The organism is Saccharopolyspora rosea (genome assembly GCF_025643595.1).
Lineage (GTDB): Bacteria > Actinomycetota > Actinomycetes > Mycobacteriales > Pseudonocardiaceae > Saccharopolyspora > Saccharopolyspora rosea.
On sequence record NZ_CP102826.1, the window covers coordinates 2,295,710 to 2,321,935 of the forward strand.

General features: G+C 72.2%; 23 protein-coding genes. 14 read left to right on the plus strand and 9 right to left on the minus strand.

The features are described from left to right. Window positions 1-192 precede the first annotated feature (192 nt). The 3 genes from NV263_RS10755 to NV263_RS10765 all read left to right on the plus strand — a co-directional run bounded on the left by NV263_RS10755 (window position 193) and on the right by NV263_RS10765 (window position 3,725). A complete protein-coding gene (locus tag NV263_RS10755; RefSeq protein ID WP_317630411.1) occupies window positions 193-894 on the plus strand; it encodes a response regulator transcription factor in 702 nt (233 codons plus the stop codon). A 1-nt stretch (window position 895) separates the two neighbouring features. Next, window positions 896-2,344, plus strand: a complete 1,449-nt coding sequence (locus tag NV263_RS10760; RefSeq protein WP_263252659.1) for a HAMP domain-containing sensor histidine kinase — start codon at window positions 896-898, stop codon at window positions 2,342-2,344. A gap of 229 nt (window positions 2,345-2,573) precedes the next feature. Further along, window positions 2,574-3,725, plus strand: a complete 1,152-nt coding sequence (locus NV263_RS10765; RefSeq protein ID WP_263252660.1) for an FAD-dependent monooxygenase — start codon at window positions 2,574-2,576, stop codon at window positions 3,723-3,725. A gap of 47 nt (window positions 3,726-3,772) precedes the next feature. Here NV263_RS10765 and NV263_RS10770 read toward each other — a convergent pair whose 3' ends face one another. Beyond that, window positions 3,773-4,426 carry a class I SAM-dependent methyltransferase gene (locus NV263_RS10770; RefSeq protein ID WP_263252661.1) on the minus strand — a complete coding sequence of 218 codons (654 nt, stop codon included), beginning with the start codon at window positions 4,424-4,426 and terminating at the stop codon, window positions 3,773-3,775. Window positions 4,427-4,648: 222 nt separating this feature from the next. Here NV263_RS10770 and NV263_RS10775 point away from each other — a divergent pair, with 222 nt between their 5' ends. Beyond that, on the plus strand, window positions 4,649-5,266 hold the full coding sequence (locus NV263_RS10775) for a TetR/AcrR family transcriptional regulator (RefSeq protein WP_263252662.1): 618 nt from the start codon (window positions 4,649-4,651) through the stop codon (window positions 5,264-5,266). After that, window positions 5,263-6,438: an NADH:flavin oxidoreductase gene (locus NV263_RS10780; RefSeq protein WP_263252663.1), complete on the plus strand. Its 1,176-nt coding sequence runs from the start codon at window positions 5,263-5,265 to the stop codon at window positions 6,436-6,438. Before NV263_RS10775 ends, NV263_RS10780 begins: the two co-directional genes overlap by 4 nt. 429 nt (window positions 6,439-6,867) lie before the next feature. Here the strand turns inward: NV263_RS10780 and NV263_RS10785 are convergent, their stop codons facing one another. The 5 genes from NV263_RS10785 to NV263_RS10805 all read right to left on the minus strand — a co-directional run bounded on the left by NV263_RS10785 (window position 6,868) and on the right by NV263_RS10805 (window position 14,447). Then, window positions 6,868-8,757 (minus strand): FAD-dependent monooxygenase, encoded by a 1,890-nt coding sequence (locus tag NV263_RS10785; protein WP_263252665.1) that lies wholly within the window; start codon window positions 8,755-8,757, stop codon window positions 6,868-6,870. 156 nt (window positions 8,758-8,913) lie between these two features. Continuing rightward, window positions 8,914-10,410 (minus strand): MFS transporter, encoded by a 1,497-nt coding sequence (locus NV263_RS10790; protein ID WP_263252666.1) that lies wholly within the window; start codon window positions 10,408-10,410, stop codon window positions 8,914-8,916. A gap of 405 nt (window positions 10,411-10,815) precedes the next feature. Next, window positions 10,816-11,121, minus strand: a complete 306-nt coding sequence (locus tag NV263_RS10795) for a hypothetical protein (RefSeq protein WP_263252667.1) — start codon at window positions 11,119-11,121, stop codon at window positions 10,816-10,818. 18 nt (window positions 11,122-11,139) lie between these two features. Beyond that, window positions 11,140-13,647, minus strand: a complete 2,508-nt coding sequence (locus NV263_RS10800) for a molybdopterin-dependent oxidoreductase (protein WP_263252669.1) — start codon at window positions 13,645-13,647, stop codon at window positions 11,140-11,142. Next, window positions 13,638-14,447, minus strand: coding sequence for an FAD binding domain-containing protein (locus NV263_RS10805; RefSeq protein ID WP_263252671.1), 810 nt, complete (start codon window positions 14,445-14,447; stop codon window positions 13,638-13,640). The genes NV263_RS10800 and NV263_RS10805 overlap by 10 nt, the downstream gene beginning before the upstream one ends. A gap of 189 nt (window positions 14,448-14,636) precedes the next feature. Between NV263_RS10805 and NV263_RS10810 the strand changes: the two genes are divergently transcribed. From NV263_RS10810 to NV263_RS10820, 3 genes are all read left to right on the plus strand, one after another. Further along, window positions 14,637-16,145 carry a helix-turn-helix domain-containing protein gene (locus NV263_RS10810; protein ID WP_263252673.1) on the plus strand — a complete coding sequence of 503 codons (1,509 nt, stop codon included), beginning with the start codon at window positions 14,637-14,639 and terminating at the stop codon, window positions 16,143-16,145. A gap of 205 nt (window positions 16,146-16,350) precedes the next feature. After that, window positions 16,351-16,827, plus strand: a complete 477-nt coding sequence (locus NV263_RS10815) for a hypothetical protein (protein WP_263252675.1) — start codon at window positions 16,351-16,353, stop codon at window positions 16,825-16,827. Window positions 16,828-16,969: 142 nt separating this feature from the next. Then, window positions 16,970-17,497, plus strand: a complete 528-nt coding sequence (locus tag NV263_RS10820; RefSeq protein ID WP_263252677.1) for a nitroreductase family protein — start codon at window positions 16,970-16,972, stop codon at window positions 17,495-17,497. A gap of 134 nt (window positions 17,498-17,631) precedes the next feature. Here NV263_RS10820 and NV263_RS10825 read toward each other — a convergent pair whose 3' ends face one another. Beyond that, window positions 17,632-18,027: a DUF5997 family protein gene (locus NV263_RS10825; RefSeq protein ID WP_263252679.1), complete on the minus strand. Its 396-nt coding sequence runs from the start codon at window positions 18,025-18,027 to the stop codon at window positions 17,632-17,634. Between the two features lie 61 nt (window positions 18,028-18,088). On the opposite strand from NV263_RS10825, the gene NV263_RS10830 reads away from it, so the two are divergent. Together NV263_RS10830 and NV263_RS10835 are read left to right on the plus strand one after the other, a co-directional pair. Beyond that, window positions 18,089-18,847, plus strand: coding sequence for a LysR family transcriptional regulator substrate-binding protein (locus NV263_RS10830; RefSeq protein ID WP_263252680.1), 759 nt, complete (start codon window positions 18,089-18,091; stop codon window positions 18,845-18,847). A 281-nt stretch (window positions 18,848-19,128) separates the two neighbouring features. Then, window positions 19,129-19,572, plus strand: coding sequence for a hypothetical protein (locus NV263_RS10835; RefSeq protein ID WP_263252682.1), 444 nt, complete (start codon window positions 19,129-19,131; stop codon window positions 19,570-19,572). Window positions 19,573-19,636: 64 nt separating this feature from the next. On the opposite strand, the gene NV263_RS10840 is transcribed toward NV263_RS10835, so the two are convergent. Both NV263_RS10840 and NV263_RS10845 read right to left on the minus strand, forming a co-directional pair. After that, entirely contained in the window at window positions 19,637-20,542 is a 906-nt protein-coding gene (locus NV263_RS10840; protein ID WP_263252683.1) for an NBR1-Ig-like domain-containing protein, read from the minus strand. A 125-nt stretch (window positions 20,543-20,667) separates the two neighbouring features. Beyond that, window positions 20,668-20,790 carry a hypothetical protein gene (locus tag NV263_RS10845; protein ID WP_263252685.1) on the minus strand — a complete coding sequence of 41 codons (123 nt, stop codon included), beginning with the start codon at window positions 20,788-20,790 and terminating at the stop codon, window positions 20,668-20,670. Between the two features lie 210 nt (window positions 20,791-21,000). Between NV263_RS10845 and NV263_RS10850 the strand changes: the two genes are divergently transcribed. From NV263_RS10850 to NV263_RS10865, 4 genes are all read left to right on the plus strand, one after another. Next, entirely contained in the window at window positions 21,001-21,246 is a 246-nt protein-coding gene (locus NV263_RS10850) for a DUF3311 domain-containing protein (RefSeq protein ID WP_263252687.1), read from the plus strand. After that, window positions 21,243-22,715, plus strand: a complete 1,473-nt coding sequence (locus tag NV263_RS10855) for a sodium:solute symporter family protein (RefSeq protein WP_263252688.1) — start codon at window positions 21,243-21,245, stop codon at window positions 22,713-22,715. Before NV263_RS10850 ends, NV263_RS10855 begins: the two co-directional genes overlap by 4 nt. Before the next feature lie 172 nt (window positions 22,716-22,887). Continuing rightward, window positions 22,888-24,720 carry an asparagine synthase (glutamine-hydrolyzing) gene (gene asnB / locus NV263_RS10860; RefSeq protein WP_263254156.1) on the plus strand — a complete coding sequence of 611 codons (1,833 nt, stop codon included), beginning with the start codon at window positions 22,888-22,890 and terminating at the stop codon, window positions 24,718-24,720. Window positions 24,721-24,915: 195 nt separating this feature from the next. Continuing rightward, on the plus strand, window positions 24,916-26,136 hold the full coding sequence (locus tag NV263_RS10865; RefSeq protein WP_263252691.1) for a helix-turn-helix domain-containing protein: 1,221 nt from the start codon (window positions 24,916-24,918) through the stop codon (window positions 26,134-26,136). Window positions 26,137-26,226: the final 90 nt, after the last annotated feature.

A 26,226-nucleotide genomic window follows, 5' to 3' on the forward strand; every position in this document is an offset into this window, starting at 1 on the left:
CCGGTCACCGACCTGACCGTTTCCTGACAGCGCCGCGGTCGACGTTTCCGCTGCTCGCGCGCCACCAGCGGAAGATCCGGTCCGGCCGCGCAGTAGGATTTCCGCGGCCGGGATCCGGCGGCGCGCCGCCGCCGCGGACGAGTGAGACGACGATGGGTACCTGCCATGCGGTCCGCATCGCGGAATGAAGGGGTGTCGCCACCGCGCGGAAGCGGGCAACGACTGCTCGTCGTGGACGACGACCCGGGGCTGGCCGAGCTGCTGGAGACCACCCTGAGCCTGGCCGGGTACCGGGTGACGGTCGTGGATCGCGGCGCCGAGGCGCTGCGGGCCTGCGACGCGGTCACGCCGGACCTGCTGGTGCTGGACGTGATGCTGCCCGATATGGACGGATTCGCGGTGTGCCGGCGGTTGGTCGACAACGGGGCGCGGCTGCCGGTGCTGTTCCTGACGGCGCGGGACGCGGTCGAGGACCGCGTCACCGGCTTGACCCTCGGCGCCGACGACTACCTCACCAAGCCGTTCAACGTCGTCGAACTGCTGGCCAGGGTGCACGCCCTGCTGCGCCGAGCGGGCACCGCCGCCGAGCCCGGCGCGGTCCTGCGGTTCGCCGACCTCACCGTGGACGAGCGCAGCATGCGGGTCCGCCGCGGCGACCGGCCGATCACGCTGTCGCCGACCGAGTACAAGTTGTTGCGGTACCTGCTGGTCAACGCCGATCACGTGCTGTCGAAGGACCAGATCATGGACCACGTGTGGCAGCACCGCTTCGATCCCGGCGTCGTGGAGAAGCTCGTGTCCAGGCTGCGGGCGAAGGTGGACGCGCACCCGCCGGCCTTGATCCACACGGTGCGCGGCTTCGGCTACAGCCTGCGGCGCCCCGGAGTCGAGTGAGATGGCTCGCTCCTGGCGCGGCTCGCTGCGGGGCCGTCTCCTGGCGGGGGTCATCCTGCTGGCCGCCCTCGGCATGGCGGCGGTGGACGTGGCCTCGCTGGTCGGGCTGCGCCTCTACCTCACCGACGTCGCCGACAGGAACCTCACCCAGGCCCGCGACAGCGTCCAGCGCTACGTCGGGAGCCGCGCCGCCGCCCCGATCTCGGAGACCACGCTCGACACCCTGGTCCCGGCCGGCGCCTACGTCGCGCTGCTCGACGAGCGCGGCCGGGTGGTCGCGGAGACGGCGGCGCAGGGCGCCGACGGGCGGCTCACCCCGCGCCCCGACCTGCCGGAACCGGTCCCGGGTGGTTTCGCCGAGCACCCGATCACCGTGTCGGCCCAGGGCGCGCTGATGCCGAGGTACCGCACGCTGGGCTTCCCCGTCGGGGCGCACACCACGGTCCGCCCGGCGACCGGTGCGGCGCCGAAGCCGGTGAGCACGATGGTGATCGGCACCAGCCTCGCGCTCGCCGATGACGTCGTGTACTGGCTCGTCGGCGCCGACGCCGTGGCCACCCTCGCCGCGCTCGCCGCGGTCGCCCTGCTGGGGCGCGGTGTGCTGCGGGTGGGCATGCGGCCGTTGCAGGACATGGCCGCGACCGCCACCGCCATCGCCGACGGCGACCTCCACCAGCGCATCGAGGTCGCCCGGCCGCACTCCGAGATCGGCGAGGTCGGCAGCGCGCTGAACCGGGCGTTCGACGCGCGGCAGCGGTCCGAGGAACGGCTCCGCCAGTTCGTCGCCGACGCCTCGCACGAGCTGCGCACCCCGCTGACCACGATCAGGGGTTGGGCCCAGCTGCACCTGCACGGACTCGCCCAGCAACCTGAACTCGCCGAGCGGTCGATGCTGCGCATCGAGGAGGAAGCCGCCCAGATGCACGCGACCGTGGAGGAACTGCTGCTGCTCGCCCAACTCGACCAGGGGCGCCCGCTGGCGGACATCCCGGTCGACCTCGGCGGACTCGCCACGACCGCGGTCGCGGACGCCCGCGCGCTCGACCCCGGCAGGCCGATCACCGTCGACGTCCAGGGCGAGGTGTTCGCCACCGGCGACGAGGAGCGGTTGCACCAGGTGCTGCGGAATCTGCTCAGCAACGCGCAGCGGCACACGCCCGCCGGGACACCGGTCGCCGTGGCGGTCCGCGCGCTGCCCGAGGACCGGGTCGAACTGGCGGTGACCGACCACGGTCCCGGCATGGACCCCGAAACCGCGCGCCGGATCTTCGAACGCTTCTACCGCGGCGACGACTCCCGGAGCCCCGGCACGGGCGGCACCGGACTGGGCCTGGCGATCGTCAAGTCCATCACCGAGGCGCACGGCGGCGAGGTCGCGGTGACCACCGCCGAGGGCGAGGGCAGCACCTTCACCGTCACCCTGCCCGCCGCCCGACCGAGCCGGTGCTGATCGGGGCGCGCGGTGCTCCTACCGGCGTTGTCGCGGGAGCCGCGCGGGCGTCCTCGCGGTACCGGCGAGCACCCGGCGGGCGGCCACCGGATCTCGTGGATGCCGTGTGGCACCGCGGTTTTCCGGTTACCGGACCTCCCGCACCACGCGGGTCCGTCGAGCTCACCGCGGTGGGAACCTGCCCTATGCTCCCCGCCTGGGGCAGGAGGCCGGAAAAGGGGAGGCGGACGTGGGGCGCAACGCGGTGGTCGTGGGCGGTGGCATCGGCGGGTTGGCCGCGGCGATCGGTCTGCGCCGCATCGGTTGGGAGGCGACGGTCGTCGAGCGCGCTGCCGTTCTCGCCGACGTCGGTGCGGGAATCTCGTTGGCCGCCAACGGCATTCGTGCTCTGGACGCGCTCGGCGCCGGGCAGGCGGTGCGCGCGGCCGCGCGGTACCAGCGCAGCGGTGGCACGCGCACTCCCGGCGGTCGCTGGTTGGCCCGGATGGACGGCGTCGCGTTGGAACGCGAGACGGGCACGCCGATCGTGGGAATCCCCCGCGCCGCGCTGCACCGGCTGCTGCGCGAAGCCCTGCCGCGGGAGGCCCTGCTGATCGGGGCCGAGGTGACGTCCGTCGACATCGCCGGACAGGCGCGAGTGAGCTGCGGCGACGTCGTGCTGGACGCGGACCTGGTGGTGGCTGCCGATGGTGTCGGCAGCCGGTTGCGCTCGCAGTTCTTCCCCGCGCACCCCGGCCCGGTTTACAGCGGTTCGACGGTGCTGCGCGCCATCACCGACCGCTCGGTCGACCTGTCGACCGAGTTCGAGCTGACCTGGGGGCCGGGCGCGGAGTTCGGGCACATCGCCTTCGCCGACGGCCGGGCCGAATGGCACGCGGTCCTCACCGCTCCCGCGGGCGTGCGCTACCCCGATCCGCTGTCCGCGATGCGTCAGCGCTTCGGCGGCTGGCACGACCCGATCCCCACCCTCCTCGACGCGACGCGGCCGGAAGCCGTGCTGCACCACGACATGTCCGAGATCGCCACGCCCCTGCCGTCCTTCGCCGTGGGCAAGGTGGCCCTCCTCGGAGATGCGGCGCACGCCATGATGCCCAACCTCGGGCAAGGCGCCTGCCAAGCCCTGGAGGACGCGGTCGCGCTGGCCGCCGCGGTCGCCGCCGAGCCCGCGGTCGAATCCGCGTTGGCCCGGTACGACGCCGAGCGGCGGCCCCGCAGCCAGGCGGTGGCCCGCGCTGCCCGGCGGGCGGCCCGGATGGGGCAGCAGCTGGACAACCCCCTCGCCATCGCCGTGCGCAACACCGCGCTCAGCTTGGCCCCGCCCCGCGTCACCGCCCGTGCGATGCTGCGGCACGTCGACTGGACACCACCGGAACTCGGCTGACCGCAGGAGTTCGCGCCCAGCAAGGTCCGTTGTGGACGGAGACGGCGTCAGTCACCGTCCGGCTTTCCGAGCGCGTCGGAGCCGACGAAGGTGAACATGCGCACGCCCTCGGCCAGTGGCCGCGGTTCGCCGCGGAAGCGGTGCACGCCGACGCCGAAACTCGCGTCCGGATCGGACAGCCACTCGCGGTCGTAGCCGCGTTCCTCGAACCACTCGCAGATCAGCGGAACCCGGTCCGGAGCGCCCCGGTGGCGGGTCCAGACGACCAGGCCGCCGGTCCTGCACAGCTGGGAACAGCAGTCGACGGTCCGCTCGATGTCCGCGTCGGTGATGTTGCCGAACACCCCGCAGACCAGCACGAGGTCCGCCGGGGTCACGCCCCGGTAGTGATCGGTGAGCGAGGCGTCCCCGGGCACCACTTCCACGCGGTTCAAACCGGCCGCGCGGGCGGTCTCCTCGGCCACCGCCGCGTTGTGCGCGTCCAGTTCCACCAGGCGCGCCCGGACGTCGTCCCGGCGCGGGTGGTCGGCCAGCACCGCCAACAGGTCGCGGCCCTGACCGGCGCACAGGCTGATCACCCGCAGCGGCCCCGGCGGGCTGGCGTCCAGCGCGGCCCGGATCCGCTGCTGGACCACCACCAGTCGGCGCGCCAGGTGCGAGCCGGGGAGGTCGTATCCGTCGTGCCAGCTCTGCCAGTCCACGGGCGAACCCTACGGCGGCTCCCGCTCGACCGACGACCGGTTCGCGCCCGCGTCCCCCGGTCGGCGGCGTTCGGTGGGACGTCTCGCCGATCCGGACGCCGTGGTCTGCCTGACCGGTGTCGCGCACGAGGTCGTCCTGCCGTCGACGGGCGCGTCGCCGTGCAGTTCAGCGGTTCCCCGACACCGGTTGAATCACTGATTGAAACCTGTTCTACTGATCTCGTGTCTCGGCGGTTGGCGGTGGACGGCCCGGCGGAGGCCGATACCCGTGCCCGGTTGTTGGTGGTGGCCGAGCGGTTGCTGCTGGAGTCCGGGTACGACCGGGTGTCGGTGCGGGCGATCAACACCGCGGCCGGGATGAATCCCGCCGCGGTGCACTACCACTTCGGTTCCAAGGACGGCGTGGTGGCCGCGCTGCTGGAGGAGCGGTTGGCCCCGCTGTGGCAGGACCAGTTGGATTCGCTGGCGCAGCGCCGGAAGCGGGGTTGGGTGCCCGAGGTCGCGGAGCTGGTGGACGTGGTGCTCGCCCCGCTGCGCGCGCTGGCGGCGGATCCGACCGGCCGACTGCACCTGCACCTGTTGGCGCGGGTCGTGCTGGGCGGCCGGCGGCTGGCGTGGACGTCGCGGTGGTTCGGGTTGTCCGCGTGGGCCGAGTTGCTGCGCGCCGCCCGGCCGGACCTGTCCGAGGACGAGGCGAGGCTGCGGTGGCGGTTCGCGTTCGGCCTGGTGCTCCAGTCCTGCGGCAACCCGCTCGGCGACACTCCGATCAGCACCGAGGTACCGGTGGAGGCGTTGCGCGGCTTCGTCGTCGCCGGTCTGGACGCGGGGAGCCCACCATGACCGAACCGGACGTGCTCGCCCCGGCGCGGCTGGGGCCGGTGCGGTTGCGCAACCGGATCATCAAGGCGGCCACGTTCGAAGGCGCCACGCCGGAGGGAGCGGTCACCGACCGGTTGATCGACTACCACCTGCGGCCGGCGCGCGGCGGGGTCGGGATGACCACGGTGGCCTACTGCGCGGTCGCTCCGGAGGGGCGCACCGACCGGCACCAGATCTGGATGCGGCCGGAGGTGGTGCCGCAGCTGCGTCGGCTCACCGATGCGGTGCACGCCGCGGGGGCGGCGGTGTGCGCGCAGCTCGGGCACGCCGGACCGGTCGCGAACGCCGCGTCGAACCGGCGGGCCGCGCTGGCGCCGAGCGGTCGGTTCAGCCCGCTGAGCCTGCGTTGGACGCGGGCGGCGCGCACCGCGGACCTGGACCGGATCACCGCCGCGCACGCCACGGCCGCGCGGACCGCGCTGGAGGCCGGATTCGACGCGGTGGAACTGCACTTCGGGCACAACTACCTCGTCAGCGCGTTCCTCAGTCCGCGGCTGAACCGGCGGACCGACCGGTACGGCGGCCCGTTGCGCAACCGGGCGCGGCTGGCGCTGGACATCGCCCGCGCGGTGCGCGAGGCGGTCGGCGACCGGATGGCGATCACCGCGAAGCTGAACATGGACGACGGGGTTCCGGGCGGGTTCTGGTTGGACGAAAGCGTCCAAGTAGGACAGTGGTTGGAGGAGGACGGCTCGCTGGACGCGCTGGAACTGACCGCGGGCAGCTCGCTGCTCAACCCGATGTACCTGTTCACCGGGGACGCGCCGGTCCGCGAGTTCGCCGCCGCGTTCCCGGCCCCGCAGCGCTGGGGCATCCGGGCCGGCGGCGGCCTGTTCCTGCGCGAGTACCCGTACCGGGAGGCGTACCTGCTGGACCGGGCGCGCCAGTTCCGCGCGGCCCTGCGGATGCCGCTGGTCCTGCTCGGCGGCGTCACCCGCCGGGAGACCATGGATCTGGCCATGCGCGAGGGTTTCTCGTTCGTGGCGATGGCCCGCGCGTTGCTGCGCGAACCCGACCTGGTGCGCCGCATCGAGTCCGACCCGTCCGCGCGGTCGCGGTGCGTGCACTGCAACCGGTGCATGCCCACGATCTACCGCGGCACCCGCTGCGTGCTGGTGCCCGAGCCGCGCTGAACCCGGCGCGGGTGCGACTCGCGCGACCTGGCGGAGGGGGTCCGGACTGGCCCGGCTGCCGGTCGACCCGTGAGGATCGGCTCCTCGTCGTTCGACCCGCGCCGTGCGCGGGCGAGTGCGTCGGCGACGTCGGCCAGGCCGAACTCCCGGTGCACCGCCGGAGCGGTGGCCGGTGTCGGACAGCAGGTCCGTCAACCAGCACCGCCAGGCCCGGTGACACCACCTATACGATCATGATCGACAAGGGGCTCAAGTCATGCCGGGCCCGCAGGCCAGCAGTCCCCTTCGAGGACCACGAACAAGGTAACGGTGCTCCCGGAGCCGATGTGACTGCGGCGCGTCAGCGCCTCGTGGGGGGCGGGTGACGGGCGGGCCGCTGAGGTTCCGCTACCGGCACCGCCACGCAAAACGAGTTCGAAGACCAGGCTCTCAGCCGACCTCGACGAGCACGCCGCGGAGGAAGTCGAGGAGCTCGTGGTGGGCGTCGAGGGGGAGGACGTTCGCGACGTGCTGGTCCGGCCGGACGACCACGAGGGCGCCGCGGTCCCGGTCCAGTCCGCGCCGGTCGAAGATGTCGGTGGCCGGGTCGGGGCAGAAGACCTTCTCGTAGTCGACGAGTTCGAACGGGCCCTTGCGGGGGAGCAGGACCGGCGGCAGGTCCTCGACGGTGACGTCGCGGTGTCCCTGCTGGAGCACCGTCCGCACGTCGATCACCGAGTCGGGGTCGGTGCCAGGCGGGGTGAACCGGGCGATCGGGGAGTCCACTGAGGACAGGAACGCGGCGAGTTCCCGCAGCCGGGAGTCGGCTGCGCCCGGGTGAGCCCGGTCGGCGAACGCGTAGAGGCGCCAGGCGCCGTCCGCCCGGGCCGCGTGCCCGAGGTGCATCGGCTTGGCGTCGGCGAGCCGTACGACCGGTGCGGAGTGGAACCGCATCCCGATGGGGAAGCCCTCGGCGAGGTGCTGGTGGACCGAACGAGCGGTCAGGGGGGAGGGCTCGTAGCGGACCGCGACCCCGGCGGTGAACCGGCCTTGTTCGCGGAAGTAGTGCTGGAACCGCTCCGGGTCGGCGTCGCGGTCCTGGCGGGCGCTGAACAGCGCGGCGAACTCGCGGTCGAAGTCGATGAGCTGCTGGGCGACCTTCTGCCGCTCGGTCGAATAGGTGCGCAGGATTTCGGGCCGCGACGTGCCGCGGAGCACGGTGCCGAGCTTCCAGCCGAGGTTCCAGGCGTCGGCCATCGAGACGTTCATGCCCTGCCCGGCCTTCGCGCTGTGCGTGTGGCAGGCGTCGCCGGCGATGAAAACCCTCGGCGGGTCCCCGTTCTCGGCGTCGTCGAAGCGGTCGCACAGCCGCTGGCCGATCTCGTAGACCGCCCACCAGCCGACGTGTTTCACGTCGATCGTGTAGGGGTGCAGGATCCGGTTGGCGACCGCGGCGAGCTTGTCCGGCGTCACGCTGCGCTCGCGCAGCATCTCGGCGTCGCGGTCGTTGTCCAGCTCGATGTAGAGCCGGACCAGGTAGCCGCCTTCGCGCGGGATGACCAGGATGCTGCCCTGCTCGGAGTGGATCGCGGATTTGAGCCGGATGTCGGGGAAGTCGGTGACGGCCAGGACGTCCAGCACGCCCCACGACTGGTTGGTCGCCTCGCCTTCGAGGCGGCGGCCGATCGCCTGCCGGGTGGTGCTGCGCGAGCCGTCGCAGCCCACGACGTACCGGGCGCGGATGGTGGAGGTCTGCCCGGTCGGCTCGAAGCCCTCGACGTGCTGCAGCGTGACCTCGACCGGGTGCTGGGCGGTGGGGTCGGGGTCGACCCGGACGTCGGTGGCGTGCAGCCCGTAGCAGGGTTCGGCGCGGGTGGCGGAGCGGCGCATGTGGTCGCGCAGGTAGGCCAGCATCCGCGCCTGGTTGACGATCATGTGCGGCATCTCGGAGAGGTCGTCCTCGACGTCGTTGATGCGTCCGGTGCGGACGATCGAGGAGCTGTCCGCGGGGTCCGGCCGCCAGAAGGTCACCTCGTTGACCTGGTAGCCCTCGTGGACGAGCTGGTCGGCCAGGCCGAACGCCTCGAACATCTCCACGGTGCGGCACGCGACGCCGTCGGCCTGGCCGACTTCGAGCGGTCCGTCGCGGCGGTCCACGATCACGGTGTGGATCTCGGGGAACTCGGCGAGCTGGGCGGCCAGCACGAGCCCGGCCGGACCGCAGCCGATGATCACCACATCGGCCGTGTCCGGCAGGCCCGCCGGACGCTCGGACAGGGACGGGTGGGGGGCCGCGACGAACGGGTCCCCGGGTTGGTAGCCGTCGAGGTAGAACTGCACCGGTCTTGCTCCTCAGGGGCGTCGGACTGCCCGGGTCCCGGGGGGCCGGGCAGCGGTGCGTCCATCGTGCGGCAGTGACACCTCTGAAGAACAGCGCGTTCTGCCATGAGGAACCAGCTCGGGCGCCGGTGCGGCGGGCGGTCGAGTGCGCGCCGTTCAGGGCCCCGATCGCTCGGCGACCTCCGGTGCACGTTCCGCTGCCCGCCCGCCCGGAGGCGCCGCCTGCCGGGGGAACCAGGCGACCACGAAGGCTCCGGCGAGCAGCGCGAACCCGGCCAGGGTCAGCATCGTGGTGTCGAGCGAGGCGGTGAAGTGGTCGACGACCGCCAGCCGCTGTTCCGGCGCGGTCGTGGTGCGCAGCGCGGCGGCCACCGTGGAGGCACCCGGAGTCGGGGAGTCCGCGGTGAACAGAGCGGTGATGAGGCTGCCCGCCAGCGCGATCCCCAGTGCGCTGCCGAGCTCGCGGGCGAGGCTCTGCAGCCCGGAGCCGACCCCGGCCTGCTCGGCGGGCAGGGCGGAGACCATGCCGTGCGAGAGCAGCGGGGTGGCCAGTCCGCATCCGGCGGCGGCGAGCCCGGCGCCCGCCGCGTACAGCGGGTACGGACTCGTCCTATCCACAGTGGACAACACGAGCAGTCCCGCCGCCTGCACGGCGACTCCGGCCGCGACCGTCCACCTGCGACCGAGCAGCCGCTCGACGGCGACCCCGCAGCGCGGCGCGAGCAGCAGCGCGGCGGCCATCGGAAGCAGCCGCACGCCCGCTCCGAACGGCGAACAGCCCTGCGCGTACTGGAGGAACTGCCCGTTGACGTAGAAGACGCCGAACATGCCGACGAACAGCAGTGCGAGCCCGAGCGCGCTGGACCGCACGGCCGGGATCGCGAACAGGCGCGGCGAGAGCATCGGGTGCTCGCTCCGGAGCCCGTGCCAGGTCCAGCAGGCGAGCAGCGCGACCGCGACACCGGTTCCGGCCAGCACCTCCGCGCTCGTCCAGCCGGTCTGCGGCCCGGCGGTGATGCCGAACAGCAGCGCGACGATCCCGCCGGTCAGCAGGAGCGCGCCGAGCGGGTCGACCGGCCTGCGGTGCCGGGGCACCACCGGTGCGACCAGGGCGACCAGCCCGGCCGCCGCCGCGGACAGCGGAACGACGCAGACGAACAGCGAACGCCAGGTGCCCAGTTCGATCGCCGCGCCGCCGCCCACGTTGCCGAGCACGGCGGCCAGCCCGGTCATCGACGCCCAGACCGAGATGAGCCTGGGGCGTTGCCCGGCGTCGGCGTCGGCGATCAGCAGCGCCAGCGTCGTCGGCAGCACCGCCGCGGCCCCGGCGCCGCTGAGCATCCGGCCCGCGATGAGGAACTGCACCTGCGGCGCGAGCGCGCAGATCGCCGAGCCCAGCGCGAACACGAGCATCCCGCTGACCAGCACGCCCTTGCGGCCCCAGCGGTCCGCGAGCGCGCCGGCGGGGATCAGCAGGCACGCGAACACCGCCACGTAGCCGTCGACGACCCACACCACCTCGGTCGCCGACGGGTGCAACGCGCTGGTGTGCAGCGACGGGATGGCCAGGTTCACCGCCGAGACCATGCCGACCACCAGGGTCACGCACAGGCACATCACCGCGGTGCGGGCCGAAGTCGTCGCCGCTCGCACGGGTCCTCCTCGTCGTCTCGCCGTCCGATCGCCGGTCCGCCGCGGAACCTGAGCCGGTCCGCTGGCATCCCGCGCCGACCCTAGGCGAAATCGTGTTACGGCGATGTAACGCCACCTCTCTGGCCTGCGAAAACGCTGTGACCAGCGGGAGTTCGCGCGCTGCGCCGGAGTTGCGCCACCCCGTCCTGGACGGCGCGCTGCGGTCATGCCCGCGCGGCGTGCGGGGGTGTCGTCCTCGTGGGCCTGGACCTGCGCTGGGCACCGCCACCCGGACGCCCACCTCCGGTCCGCGCGTCGGCGGGTTCACCGGCTGGCTGCTCACCGGAGCAGACAGCGGCTTCGCCGCCTGCCGCGCCCCGGGCACCGCATGACGCTCGTCCACACTGGACAGAAGGTGTGCTCGGGTCAGCGCACGGCGGCGGGTTCGTCCACCGGTTCCTTCGTGCTGACGCGCGCGACAGCGCACCAGTCGGGCATCGCGTCCGGGGCGTTGAGCATGCGCCAGATCCGGTCCCGCGAGAACGGCGTCTCGTAGGGGCGGACGCCGACCGCGCGACGAATGGCGTTGCCCAGGGCGGCCGGGACCGGGTTGAAGGGGCTCTCGCTCATCGACTTCGCCCCGAACGGTCCGAGGTCGTCGAATGTCTCGGCGAAGTGCACCTCGGTCTCCGGGACATCGGCCATCTGGGGGATCCGGTAGGTGCGCAGCACCGGAGTCAGCAGGGTGCCCTACGAATCGACCACGACCTCCTCGTACAGCGACGCGCCGATGGCCTGGGCCACGCCGCCTTCCACCTGCCCGCGGCACTGCTCCGGGTTCAGCACGGTGCCGGCGTCCGCGGCCTGCACCGAGTGCAGGATCCGCACCGCGCCGGTGCGGGTGTCGACCGCGACGCGGAACGCCTGCACGTTCCAGGCCAGCGAACGGACTTCGCCGAACTCGTCCCCTCGCGCGAACGCGGCGTCGCCGTCCCGGTTGGCCTCGGGGCAGGCGCGGATGACCTCCGGGAAACCGACGACCCGCTCCGGGGTGCGGATGCCGTCGGCGAACAACGAGCAGGCCGCGGGATCGGTGCCGGTGATCTCGGCGGCGACGCGGAGCAGGAGAGTGCGCAGCGCGGTCGCGGCCGCGTGCAACGCCTTGCCCGCCACGGTGGTGCCGGCCGACGCGAACGCGCCGGTGTCGTAGACGGCGCCGTCGGTGTCGGAGTTGGTCAGCCGCACCCGGTCCAGCTCGGTCGACATGGTGGTCGCGACGATCTGGGTGTGCACGGTCGTGGTGCCGTTGCCGAACTCGCTGGTGCCCACGCCCGCGACGTAGGTGCCGTCGGGCCGCACCGACAGCGTGGTCCGGGAAACGTGCCCGCGGGGAGCCATCGTCGCGATCATCGCGACCGCCATTCCCTCGCCGGTCCGCCAGTGCTCGCCCTCCGGAGCCGGCACGCCGTTGCCGCGGGCGAGCGCCCGCTGGGCGAGGTCCAGGCACTGGTCGAGGCCGTAACTGCCGCAGACCAGCCCGTCATCGGCCGGGTGGGCCTCCACGAGGGGGTCGCCGTCGCGGACCGCGTTGATGCGCCGCAGCTCGAACGGGTCGATGTCGAGGGCGAGCGCGAGTTCGTCCATTGCGGACTCGACGCCGAGGACGACCTGGCCGAGGCCGTAGCCGCGGAAGGCGCCGGACGGGATGTTGTTGGTGTACACCGCCTCGGCGTCGACCCGCTTCACCGGCGCGTTGTACAGGCTGATCGACTCGGCGCAACCGTGGAACAGCACGCCCGGCGCGTGGTTGCCGTAGGCCCCGGTGTCGGCGAGCACGTCCAGCTTGATCGCGGTGAGCCTGCCGCTGCGCTCGGCCCCGAGGGCGACCCGGACGCGGAACGGGTGCCGCACCGACGTGCGCTGGAACTCCTCCGGCCTGCTCAGCTCGTACACCGCGGGTTTTCCGGTGCGCAGCACCACGAGCGCGACGAGGTCCTCGGCGAACATCTCCTGCTTGCCGCCGAAACCGCCGCCGACCCGCTTGGTGAAGACCCGCACCCGTTCCTCGGGCAGGTCGAGCAGCCGGCACAACGTGCGGCGGGTCAGGAACGGGACCTGGGAGCTGGTGCGGATCACCAGTCTGCCGTCCTCGTCGAGCCAGCCGAGGCTGCCGTGGGTCTCCAGCTGCGCGTGCGAGACCCGTTGGGTGCGCCATTCCCCGCGCACGGTGACGTCGGAGTCCGCGAGCGCCTGGTCGACGTCGCCGCCGACACCGTCGTGGATGCAGGCCACCACGTTGCGCGCCACGTCCTCCGGCAGTTCCTCGTCCGGCTGGTCGCTGTCGAGCAGCTCCGGGTGCAGCACGGGTGCGCCCGGCGACCTGGCCAGCTCCGGGTCGTGGACCGACGGCAGGACGTCGTAGGTGACCTCGATGAGGCGGCAGGCCGCCTCGGCGACGGCCGCGGTGGTCGCGGCGACGGCCGCGACCCGCTGCCCCTTGAAGCGCACCACGTCGTCGAGGACGCGGGTGTCGTGCGGGTCGTCGGTGCGGTGTTCGTGCTGCGCCGTGGAGAAGCGGGTCCGCGGCGCGCTGCGGTGGTCCAGGACGAGTTCGACACCGGGCAGCTGCTCGGCCCGCGTGGTGTCGATGTCGACGATGCGGGCGTGCGCGTGCGGGGAACCGAGCACGCGGATGTGCAGCGCGCCCGGCAACTCCACGTCGAAGGTGTACGGCTCGGTGCCGGTGACGACGCGTCCGGCAGCGGGCGGGTTCGCCGAGGTCCCGATGGCCGCCTGCCGGCCGGAGCGGGGCGCCCGGTCGGCGCCGCCGGTCACGCCCTGCCCGATGGCCTGCCGGATCGAGCGGTACCCGGTGCAGCGGCACAGGCTGCCCTTCATCAGCCGGGGCAGGTCGTCGAGCTGGTCGGCCGACAGCGTCGACGCCGTGACGATCATGCCCGCGGTGCAGAAACCGCACTGGAAGCCGAAGTTGTCGACGAACGCCTGCTGCATCGGATGCGGGTCGTCGACGGTTCCCAGGCCGGAGACGGTGGTGACCGAGCGCCCCTCGGCGCGCCGAGCCGGGTAGAGGCACGAGTGCACCGGTTCGCCGTCGACCAGCACCGCGCAGGCACCGCAGTCGCCCGCGTCGCACCCCTTCTTGACCTCGAAGTGCGCCTGGTCGCGCAGGAAGGTGCGCAGGCACTGCCCGGCCCGCGGGGTGCCGGTGCAGGGGTCACCGTTGATGTTCAGCTCCACGGCAGCAGCTCCTGTCGGATCTCCTCGACCAGCACGGCGCTGACGGCGCGACGCCAGTCGGCGGTGCCCATCGGATCGGTGTAGTAGCCCTCGGCGTCCTGCGCGTCCGCGCGCAACCGAGCGGAGGTGGGCAGGCAGGGGTAGCGCAGCACCACCGGGCGCAGGGTGGCGGCGGTGATGGTGAACACCGCGGCACCGGACTCGTCGAGCCGACCGGTGAGCACCGCCGCACTGCGGCCGATCTCGGCCAACGCGATCTTGCGGAATCCGGTGCGAGCCCGCAGCGCGTGGGCGGGGATGTCGATGCAGCGCAGCACGTCGCCGTCCGCGAGCGCGTTGGTCCCGTTCCCGGTGCTGATGTCGGCGACCGGGATCGCGTACTCACCACCGTCAGCGGTCCAGATCAGCGCGGTGGCGTCCAGGGCGACGGCCAGCGACACCATGGCCGCCGCGGCGTAGGAGCGGCAGATGTTCCCGCCGACCGTCGCGACGTTCCAGATCTTGAAGGAGGCGAGCAGCGCGGTGGCGGCCAGGAAGAAGATCGGGTGCGCCGCCCAGCCTTCGCGCGGCCGGATCCGGGACAGTTCAGCGATCGTGCAGGTGGCTCCGATGCGCAGGCCCTCGGCCGTGTCCTCGATCGACGGCCACCCCATGGTCGTCAGGTCGACCAGCCCGGTCCTGCTCGGCTGGGGCTCGGAGAACAGCCAGGTGCCACCAGCGAGGAAGGTTTCGCCCGGTGCCAGCAGGAGGTCCTCGCGCCTGCGCGCTCGGCGCAACGTCTCGACGGTGTTCAGGTCCACAGCGCACCTCGCCTCCGCGTGCGCCGCCGGCGTCGGCGGCTCGGGGATGCGCCGAGTAGACCGTCCCGGGGATGCCGCCCGCCACGGTCGTCGCACACGAATTGCTGCGCCTGGACTCGGTCGATCATCCGAACCGGCCGGTAGGAACGTCTCTCCGCCGGGGCCGGGGATCTGGTATTGGTAGGTCCCGTGCTGGTGAAGCAGGTGCTGGAACTCGCCGATCTCGGTGTGGCGCCGCTGTGGGTGCCCGACCACGCGCTGGAACGCACCGCCACCGGTGTCAACACGGCCGACATGGCGAACCCGGCGACCTACCTGTCGCCGGGCGAGATCGTGCTGACCGGCCTGGTCTGGTGGCAGCCGCACCACCGCGGGACGGCGCGGGCGTTCGTCGCGGCTGTCCGGGCCGCGGGCGCGGTCGCGCTCATCGCCGGTGAAGGTGTGCACGGCCGGGTCCCGGACGAGCTCGTGGACGCGTGCCGGCACCACGAGCTCCCGCTGTTCTCGGTACCGCAGAACACCACGTTCCGGACCATCCTCGACCGGATCTACCTGCGGCTGTGGGCCGACCTGCGCGAATCCGACGCCCCGGCACTGCCGTCGACGGTCAAGGACGAACTCCTCGAAGGCATCGCCCGGGACGCCCCGCTCGACGACGTGCTCGCCACGGCGGTCGAACGCCTCGGGCTGGCGGACCTCGCGCTCGCATCCGCCGCCGGTCGGGTGATCGCCGACAGCACCCCGCACGTCGCCGGCGGCCCGGGGGACACCTGCGTGCCGGTCGGACCGGGGCCCAGATCTCCGTTCGACGGTTGGTTCCTGCGCACGACCCGAGCGGTCACCGCGCGGCATCGGCCGGTGCTCGACGAGCTCGCCGCCCTGCTGTCCACGAGGCTGGCGCAGCACCGGGAACGGCTCGCCGAGCAGGGCGCGGCAGCCGGTGCGCTGCTCACCGCCCTCGACGCGGAGGACACCGCGGCGATACCCGACGTGGTGCGCGCATGCGGCCTGCCCACCGGCACCGACCTGACCCCGCTCGTGGTGAGAACGCCCGGTGCGCCGACCACCTGGGCGGTCGATGCCGCCCACGAGCTGCTCGCGGCGTGCGCGGCGCGGTTCGCCGCGTGCGAGGGCGGATCCGGTGAGTCGATCGTCGTCGCCGCCGCGCCGCCGGGCCAGCTCGTCCAGCGGGTCCGCGAACACCTGCCGACCCTGCAGCGCCTCCTCGACGGCGACCCCGCCATCGCGGTCGGCATCGGCCCGAGCGCCGATCCCCGCGACCTCGCCGCAGCCCTGCGCAGCGCCCGCTACGCCGCGGACGCCGCCGAAAGGCGACCGACCTCGACCACGCGGGCGTGCGCCGTCCCGGAAATGACGAACCTGCACGCCCTGCTGGAGGGCCTGCCCGCAGCCGTGTCGCAAGCCTTCCGGGCGAGCACCATCGGCCCGGTCACCGGATACGACGCCGCGAAAGGCACCCGACTGCTGGAGACGTTGCAGACCTTCCTGGACAACGGCGCGTCATGGACCCGCACCGCAGCAGCCATGCACCTGCACGTGAACACCATCCACTACCGCATCGAGCGGGTGGAAGCGCTCACCGGCCGCCGCGTCGCGGACCCGCACGACCAGATCGACCTGCACGCCGCGCTCATCCTGCACCAGCACACCACCACGCACCCCGCCGCAGCACCGTAGCCGAACCGGACGAGCCCCCGGCCGAATCACCGCTCGGGCGGCCGAATACTGCGTGCTGGCGGTTCACTCCTGCCTTCTGGGTGCGGTATGACTCGAAAACGATCGCGGGACGGTTCGCGACCTGCGGTCCGAGGTTTCCACCCGGTGCCGCGACGCCGAACACCTTGATCACGTGCTGACCGGCCGCTACGACTGAGGAGCACTGGTGACCCGACTCGCCGTGACCGGCCATCGAGGGCTGCCGCAGCGGACCATCGAGCTGGTGCGCGCGGCTCTCCGCGCGGAATTGGAGAAGTACGAAGGCCCCGTGGTGGGGGTGAGTTGCCTCGCCGACGGTGCGGATGCGCTGTTCGCCCGGGCCGTGCTCGATCGCGGTGGAACGCTCGTCGTCATCGTTCCGGCGGTCAACTACCGCGACGCGCTCCCCGAGGACCACCACGCCACGTACGACGACCTGCTCAGCCGCGCCTCGGAGGTGGTCCGGCTCGATTTCCCCGACTCCACCTCCGAATCGCACATGACCGCCAGCATCGAGATGATCGGGATGGCGGACGAACTCATCGCGGTCTGGGACGGCGAGCCGGCTCGGGGCTACGGCGGCACCGCCGACGTCGTGGACGCCGCACGAGAACGCGGTGTCCCGGTCACCGTCATCTGGCCGCCGGGCTCCGCACGGGACTAGGGAGTGGCAAGTGGCGAGACCGCTCACCGAAAGAGGAAGCGGCTGACGCCGCTTGTAAAACACGCGCTTGCGTTGCGCGAGTCGTGGAGTGCAGGAGCGCGGCGTCCGGAGTGGACGCTCGCACCGCCGATAGGGTGTCGGCATGGTCGATTCGCTACGCGCACTGGCGTCGCTGCGGGCCACGCGGTGGTTCACCGACGAGGACGTGAGCGACGACGTGGTGCGGCAGGTGCTGGACGTCGCGCGGTGGACGGGGTCGGCGCGGAACCGCCAGCCCTGGCGCTTCCACACCATCCGGGACGCGGCGACCCGGGCGGAGCTGAGCGGCTGCGGCGCCTACGCGGTGCACCTGCGTTCCGCGCCGGTGGTGGTGCTGCTCGCGCTCGACCACGGCTGGGCGGACTCGGAGTTCGACGGCGGGCGGGTCGCGCAGAACATCATGCTCGCCGCGCACCTGCTCGGGCTCGGTTCCTGCCCGGTGACCTTCTTCCCGCAGGAGAACGTCGAGCGGGTCACCGCCATCGCCGGGTACTCGCACCCGTGGCAGGTCCGCACCGGCATCGCGCTGGGACACCCCGCGCCGCGACCGGCCGGAAGGTCGGCGATCCCGACCGGTCGGCACGCTCTGGACACCCTCTGGACCTCGGACGACGCTGGTCACCAGCGCTGAGCCTGCTCGGTCGCCATGGCCCGGGTTCTGTGATCGGCCCCACATCCCGGTGCTGGCCGAACCGAGTGCGCAAGACACAGCCCGTCCGGCCCCGCCGAGGACAGCTCGCGGAGGCCGGACGAACCGGTTCCTCGTCAGGACTGCGGACGCTCGCGTTCGGCCTTCTTCTTCTCCTTGGCGCGGGCGGCCTCCTTGCGGACTTCCGCCTGGGTGGCGCGTTCCCGCTCCAGCCACTCGGGCATGTCCGCCTTGAGCGCGTTGATCTGCTCCGTGGTGAGCGGGTCGGTGATGCCGCCGCGTGCGAGGCCGCTGATGGAGACGCCCAGCCTCGCGGCGACCACCGGGCGGGGGTGCGGGCCGTTGCGGCGCAGTTCGCGCAGCCACTCGGGCGGGTCGGTCTGCAGCGCGTTCAACTCGTCGCGCGAGACGACACCCTCCCGGAACTCCGCGGGGGTGGCCTCCAGGTACACCCCCAGCTTCTTCGCCGCGGTCGCGGGCTTCATGGTCTGGGAGGTCTTGTGCGACGTCATGCCGTGCAGGGTACCGACCGCGTCGGCGCTACCTGCGACGACGCCCGGTAACGTGGGGGCCGTGACTGGTCCGGACGAGTCCCCGTCGTTCACGCTCGCGCACGTGCCGGGAGTGACGCCCGACAAGTGGGTGCGCAAGTGGCGGGAGCGGGTGCCCGAGGTCCCGCTGGCCCTCGTGCACGTGTCGGCCGCCGACGCCGCCGACGTGGTGCGGGAGCGGGCCGCCGACGCGGTCCTGCTGCGGTTGCCGACGGACCGGACGGGGCTGCACGCCATCCCGCTGTACACCGAGACGACCGTGGTCGTGGTGCCGAAGGACCACGTGGTGACCGCGGTCGACGAGGTGTCCCCCGAGGACCTGGCCGACGACGTCGTGCTGCACCCCCTCGACGACACCCTCGACTGGGAACGGCCGCCCGGACGGCCGGCGATCGAGCGCCCGGCCACGACCGCGGCCGCGGTCGAGCTGGTCGCGGCCGGGGTCGGGCTGCTGGTGGTCCCGCAGTCGCTCGCCCGGCTGCACCACCGTCGGGACCTCACCTACCGCCCGATGACCGACGTCCCGCAGTCGCGGGTGGCGCTGTCCTGGTTGGAGGACGAGACCACCGATCTGATGGAGCAGTTCATCGGGATCGTCCGGGGACGGACTGTCAACAGCACGCGCGGGCGCCAACCGGCCCCGGCGCCGAAGCGCAAGCGTTTCGAGGACAAGACGACTGCCCGCAAGCCGACCGGCGGGACCCGGCAACGCGGCTCGGGTGCCCGCCGAGGAGGCGGGCGCCGGGGCGGCGGGCGCGGCGGGCCTCGCCGCCGTTCGTAGCGGTCGCGGTCGAGCGGCCCGAGTCCAGAAGCGACGAACTCTCCGGGGACGACGCCCGTCCCGATCGGACGGTCAGCGGCCTCAGTGGACTGATCTCCGCTTGCGCACCGACGGCGACCGCCCGCCCGGAATTGGCCGCGGAAATAGTCCTGACCAGCGCGAACAATGTGCAATGTGCGCGGACATCGGTCGGACACCGCCGAATGCTTGAACCCGCCGATCCCGCGCTGCCAGGCTCGCCGACGAATCCAACCCGGACAGGAAAGGAACGGCGCATCAGCATGTCAGCGAACAGGGCGAGCAGCGTGTCCCGGCGCGGTCGGATGGGGGCGATGGGCGCGGCCGTCGCGTTGGCGGCGCTGTCGGCGGGCGTGCTGCCCGCGACCGCGGACGCCGCGGTCCACACGATGTCCACGTGCAACGGGTCGGCGTCCGGCTTCGTGGCCAAGTGGGGCCCGGCGTCCAAGCAGTGCTCCTACACCAGCCCGGCCAGCGGCTGGAAGGGCAAGCTGCGGATCGACTGGAGCGCGCAGTCGGGCACGAACCAGTACGGCTGCGTGGAGGCGCGGATGAGCAAGGCCAAGAACCCGGACAAGTGGCAGGGCCTGGGGTGCGGGTCCTCCGGCAGCGGCGTCATCGCGTGGCCGGCCAACACCGCGTCCATGGTCGAGGTCCGCGCGAAGTCGTTGAACAGCGGCATCATCAACGTCGATTACTCGATCTGATCCGCTCGACCCCCACCGCGCGCCCCGTGGACGGCAGCCTCGCCGGTCACGGGGCCGGTGCCGGTCAGCGACCGGGCGCCGGTCCGTCGGTCACGGTGACGTCGAAGTAGATCCCGCTGTACTGCGGGAGGAACAGCCGGCCCTGGGCGTCGACCATCTTCCAGAACACCCGGCAGGTCCCCGGCGCCCCCGGGGCCTGGGCGGGCACGCTCACCAGCACGCTCGCCCCCGGCGCGGTGTCCGGGATGGGCACCCGCGAGGCGGTGTGGCAGACGTCCAGACCGTCCAACGGGGGCTGGCGCTGGAGGAAACGCCCGTGCCAGGCGACCGTGCCGGTGTTGGTGAGCCGCCAGGTCTTGGTGAACCGCTGGTTCACCGCCACCGCGCTGCCGTCCGGGTAGGTGACGTCGTCGTCCAGGCGGGAGGCGTCGCCGGGCAGGGGTGGCGACTGCTGCGATGCGGTCCCGTTCCGGGAGTTCCCGCCGCCCAGGTAGTCGTGGGCCACCAGCGCGACCAGCGCGACGACGGCGGCCGCCGCGACCAGCAGCGGCCAGTACCGCGCGGTGCGGGAGACCTCCGGAGCGGGTGCCCTGTCCGGAAGCGTCTTCGTCGGCTCGTCGTCGCACCGCCCGGATTCCTCGGCCGCGCGGGCGGATTCCCAGCGGGCCCGCCAGACGTCCCTGGTCTCCTGCTGGTCCCGTCCGAGCCCGGTCACCGCCAAGGACCGGACGAACTCCCAGGTGGTCTCCCAACTCGGCAGCACGTCGCCGCGCGCGGCCGCCGACAGCGCCGACTTCGACGCCATCGCGCCGAATTCGACGCGCATCCGGTCGTAGGAGGGGTCGCCGGCCGACTCCTTCAGCGTCAGCAGGGCGTGCGCGAACGCGGCGACGGGGCCGTCGTCCGGATCAGGTCGGCGCGCCCTGCGACCTCGCTTGCGCGGCTGGTCAACCTCGTGCTCGATCGTCATCGAATCCCCCGAGTCCACGGCCGCGGGCACAGCCGACGAACGGCCCACGGTCCGCTGCCGACCTTATCGCCGACCGCCCGGGGCCGTCGGCCGGAACTCGGGATCCGGTGGTCCGCCCAGCGCGGTCAGGAGTCCGGGAATCCGCTGTGGACGGCGAGGATCGCGAGGCGGACCCGGTCGGTGGCTCGCAGCGCGATCCGGCACCACGAGCTGTCGGCAACGGCGGCCCACGAGTCCACGACGGTCATGTCGAGGTCCTCGACGGGCTCCGGCGCTTCCTGCCGCGCCGGCTCGTCAGCTGCGCGAACGGCCCGACGTCCCGGACCGCGGACGTCTCTTGACTCCCGCTGATCGGCCACTGGATAGTACGCAGACGTTGGGCGGACGTGTCCGCGGTCACCTGTCCAGCCTGGGCAGGCCGGTCGAGCACTGTGGACACCGAATTCCGGGGAGTGCGGATGAGCGAACACGACGGCGAGGGGCGCGTGCCGGCGCGGGGGCGCGGCAAGGTGCTCCGGTTCGTGCTGGCGTGCCTGCCGTGGGTCGGGATGCTCGGCTGCGCGCCGCTGGCCGACCGGGTGCGTCCGTTCGTCCTCGGCATGCCGTTCCTGCTGTTCTGGGTGCTCGCGTGGGTCGTGCTGACGTCGGTCTGCATGGCGGTCGTGTACTGGAGCGACCCGGCGAACCGGGAGGAGCGGCGATGAACGCGGCGTTGCCGGTACTCGGGTTCTTCCTCGTGGTGGGGCTGGCGCTGGGCGTGCGGGCGCGCCGCGGCAAGGAGATGGACCTGGAGCAGTGGAGCGTGGGCGGCCGGAAGTTCGGCGCTCTGCTGGTGTTCCTGCTGCTCGCCGGGGAGATCTACACGACGTTCACCTTCCTCGGGGCCAGCGGCTACGCCTACAGCCACGGCGGGGCGGCGTACTACATCCTGTGCTACGGCGCCCTGGCCTACGTGATGTCCTACTGGCTGGCCCCGGCGATCTGGCGCTACGCCAAGGCCGAAGGGCTGGTGTCGCAATCGGACTGGTTCGTCCGCAAGTACGACAGCCGCGGCCTGGGCGTGCTGGTGTCGCTCATCGGCGTCATCGCGATGGTCCCGTACCTGCAACTCCAGCTGACCGGGCTGGGGATCATCGTGGAGCAGACCTCGTACGGGTCGATCTCGCGGCCGGTGGCGATCTGGATCGGCGCGCTCGTGCTCGGCGGCTACGTCATGGTCTCCGGCATCCACGCCGCGGCCTGGAACGCCGTGGTCAAGGACGTCCTGGTGCTCGTTGTCGTCGTCGCGATCGGGCTGTACCTGCCGCTGCACTACTTCGGCGGCTTCACCGCCGTGTTCGAGGCGGTCGACCACGCCCGCCCGGGATTCCTCGCCCTGGGCGAACCCTCGCACGACACCGGGTGGTTCGTCACCTCGATCCTGTTGTCGGCGCTGGGTTTCTTCATGTGGCCGCACTACTTCGGCGCCGTCTACGCCGCCAAGGACGAGCGGTCGTTCCGCCGCAACGCCGCGTTCCTCCCGCTGTACCAACTGGTCCTGCTGTTCGTGATCCTCTCCGGCCTGGTCGCCGTGCTGGTGGTCCCCGGGCTCGCGGACGGCGACATGTCGCTGCTGGCGATCACCCGGCGGACGTTCCCGCCCGCGGTGACCGGACTGGTGGGCGCGGCCGGGATGTTCTGCGCGCTCGTGCCGGGAGCGATGCTGCTGACCTCCAGCGCCACGGTGATCGCCAAGAACCTGCTCCAGGAACTCGTCCCGGCCGTCACCGAGGACCGCGTCCCACGGCTGGCCAGGCTGCTGGTCCCGGTGCTCACCGCCGTCGCGCTCTACCTGACGTTCAACGGCGGCGCGGCGATCGTGAACCTGCTGCTGCTCGGGTACGCCTTCGTCACGCAACTGTTCCCGTCGCTGATCGCCAGCTTGCTGCGCCGCAATCCGATCACCAAGTGGGGCGCGGGCGCGGGGATGCTGGTGGGCACCGTCGTGGTCAGCTGGCTGACCCTGGGGGAGGTCGGCATCGGCGATCTGCTGCCGTTCCTGCCGTCCGGCCTGCACCACCTCAACGTCGGCATCGTGGCCCTCGTCGCGAACATCGCGGTCTGCCTGGTCGTCTCGGCGTTCACCCGCACGTCGGTGCGAGTGCGCCCCGAAGGCGAGACCGCGCGGGCCTGAGCCGTCCCGGTCCGTCGTCCCGACACCCCTGAGCCGCTGCCCCGTTCGGGCCGATCTCGTTCGGGGCCAACGTCTTTCGCGCACATCACTCGGATGCGGGATGGCGGTTCCGCGCGCCGTCTGCAACGTTAGCGTTGTTAACTAATTAACATGACGTAATGGGGTGGTCACGATCTGCGGTATCACGGGGTGGGTCTCCTTCCGGCGCGACCTGTCCGCCCAGCAGCCCGTCCTGGACGCGATGACCGAGACGATGTCCTGCCGCGGCCCGGACGCGGTCGGTACCTGGACGGCGCAGCACGCCGCGCTGGGGCATCGCCGGCTCGCGGTCATCGATCTGCCCGGCGGCGCCCAACCGATGTCGATCGACACAGCGGACGGCGCGGTCGCGATGGTCTACTCCGGCGAGGCGTACAACTTCGTCGAGCTGCGCACCGAGCTGCGGTCGCGGGGTCACGTGTTCCACACCGATTCGGACACCGAAGTCGTGCTGCGCGGCTACCTGGAATGGGGCAGTGCGCTGGTCGACCGGCTGAACGGGATGTACGCGTTCGCCATCTGGGACGCCAGGACCGAACAGCTGGTCATGGTCCGCGACCGGATGGGCATCAAGCCGTTCTACTACTTCGAGACCGAAGACGGGGTGCTGTTCGGGTCCGAACCCAAGGCGATCCTGGCCAACCCGCTCGTCGAGGGCGTGGTGACGCTCGACGGGTTGCGCGAGGTGTTCGCGGGCGTCAAAACGCCCGGTGCGGCGATCTGGCGGGGCATGCGCGAGCTGCGCCCGGGTCACGTCGCCGTGGTGGACCGCAACGGGCTGCGCGAACAGGCGTACTGGGCGCTGGAGGTCTCCGAGCACACCGACTCGCAGGAGGACACCGTCGCGCACGTGCGGGAGCTGCTCGACGACATCATCGCCCGGCAGCTGGTCGCGGACGTGCCGCGGTGCACCCTGCTCTCCGGCGGGCTCGATTCCTCCGCCATGACCGCGATCGCCGCCGGGCAGCTCGCCGAGCAGGGCGAGCAGGTGCGCAGCTTCGCGGTCGATTTCCCGAACCAGGCGGAGAACTTCCGGGCCGAGGAGATCGCTCCCACCCAGGACACGCCGTACGTGCACGCGGTCGCCGAGCACGTGCGCAGCGAGCACTCGGACATCGTGCTGGACGGCGCGGCGATGGCCGATCCGGAGGTGCGCCGCGCCGCGGTCGGAGCGCGCGATTTCCCCGTCGGACTGGGGGATCGGGACAACTCGCTGTACCTGCTGTTCAAGGCGATCCGCGAGCACTCCACGGTGGCGCTGTCCGGTGAGTCGGCCGACGAGGTCTTCGGCGGGTACCCGTGGTTCCACGACGACCGGCAGCGCAACGCCGAGACGTTCCCGTGGCTGGCCAACCAGAACTCGCCGATCAACGCGACCGGCCTGCTCGGCGACGAGTTCGCCGCACGGCTGGACCTGCCGAACTTCGTGCGGGACAACTACCGGGCCGCGCTCGCCGAAGTTCCGCACAAGGACACCGAAACCGGGCTGGAGCGGCGGATGCGCGAGGTCTGCTACCTGCACCTGTCCCGGATGGTGCAGACCCTGCTGGACCGCAAGGACCGGATGAGCATGGCGGTCGGCCTGGAGGTGCGGGTGCCGTTCTGCGACCACCGCCTCGTGCAGTACGTGTTCAACACCCCCTGGGCGCTGAAGACCTACGACGGCCGGGAGAAGTCGCTGCTGCGCGGCGCCACCCGCGACACCCTGCCCGCCTCGGTCGCCGACCGGAAGAAGAGCGGCTACCCGGGTAGCTTCGACCCGAACTACCTGGCGGAGATCCAACGGCAGACCCGGGAACTGCTCGACACCGGGCATCCCATGTTCGACCTCTACGACCCGGCGAAGGTGCGCGCGGCGGCCACCGCCAGCGCCGCGGAGATCAGCACGGTGCAGCGCTCCGGCCTGGAACGCGCACTCGACCTCGCGGCCTGGTTCGACCTCCGCAACCCGACGCTGAAGATCTGACCGCTGGGAGGGAGTCGGAGCCAGCCGGGCTGCCGCTAGGCCGAACGGGCGTACCGCGGCAGCTCCGGGGCGCCCGATTCCTCGTCACCTGACCGGGAGATCGCTACGCTCGGCGGTAGCTTCTTTCGCGTGTGCCCCCGGCTGCTGGGCCGGGGGTTTCGCGAAGAGGCCCCTTCCGCGAAGAGGTGATCCGTCGTGACGGACGAGCTTGCAGGCAAGACCATCGGCGAACGCATCCAGATCATCCGGGAGCGGCGCGGCAAGTCACGGCCGGTCGTCGCCGGGCTTGTCGGCAGGTCTGCCGAATGGCTCAAGGCAGTCGAGAAAGGCAGGCTGCACCCGCCACGCTGGGAAAAACTCGTGCAGCTCGCCGATGCGCTAGGCGTGCAGGACTTGAGCGAACTGACCGGCGAGAAGCCGCCGACGACGATCGTCGGCCGGGGCTCGCACGAGGTGGTTCCGGCCATGCGCGAGGCGATCGAGGAGACGATGCTCAGCGTCTCACCCGAACCGCGCCCGGACCCGGCGGAGCTGCACCGACGCACCGCCGATGCGTGGGCGCTCTGGCACTCGTCGCCGACTCCGCGCAAGTCCGTCGGCGCGGTCCTGCCGCAGATCATCCGGGATGCCCGGCGGGCAACCCGCGTTCTCGATGGCGACGAGCGCCGACAGGCGCACGCCGCGCTGTCGGCCGCGTACGCCTTGGCGGAACAGGTGCTCGCGTGGGTGTCCGATTCGGCACTGTTGTGGTTGTCGGCGGATCGCTGCATGGCGTCGGCTGAACAAGCCGACGACCCTGCCGCGTTGGCCGGGGCCGCGTGGGTGGTCGGCAACGTGTGGCGAGCCACCGGACGTGAAGACGACGCGTACCGCCTGGTCACCGACGCGGCCGGGCTCCTGGAGCCGTACTTGGACAGCGACGGCGACGGCGTCCGGGCGTTGTGGGGCTCGTGTCGGCTGCACGCGGCGATCACCGCGGCCCGCATGGGCAGGGAGGGCGACGCCCTGCGGAACCTGGACCAGGCGGACGACATGGCCGGGCGGTTGCCCGGTGGGTACGCACACCCGTGGACGCTGTTCGGTCGCGCCAACGCCGACCTGACCGGGGTGTCCGTCCACGTCGACCTGCGCAAGTCCGGCCGGGCAATCGATGCGGCCGAGCAGATCGACCCCGATTCAGTGCCCTCAGTGGACCGTCGGGCTCGGTTGTGGCTGGAGACGGCGCGGGCGTATCACCAGCGCAAGGACTACCCGGCGACACTGCACGTGTTGCAGCGGGCGACGAAGATCTCCGAAGAATCCATGCGCTGCCACCCGCTTTCGCGGGGCATCGCCGGAGATCTGGTGACCTCCGGCGGGCGCATGGTGCAGTCGGAGGCGCGGGGACTCGCTCGCCAGCTCGGGCTGACCGTGTAGCCCATTCGAGCAAAGGGGTACAACACGTACCCCTTGCCGCAGTGCTCCGGCCTGTACCCGCCGTACCGGGCAATCCGGCCGATCTTGGCG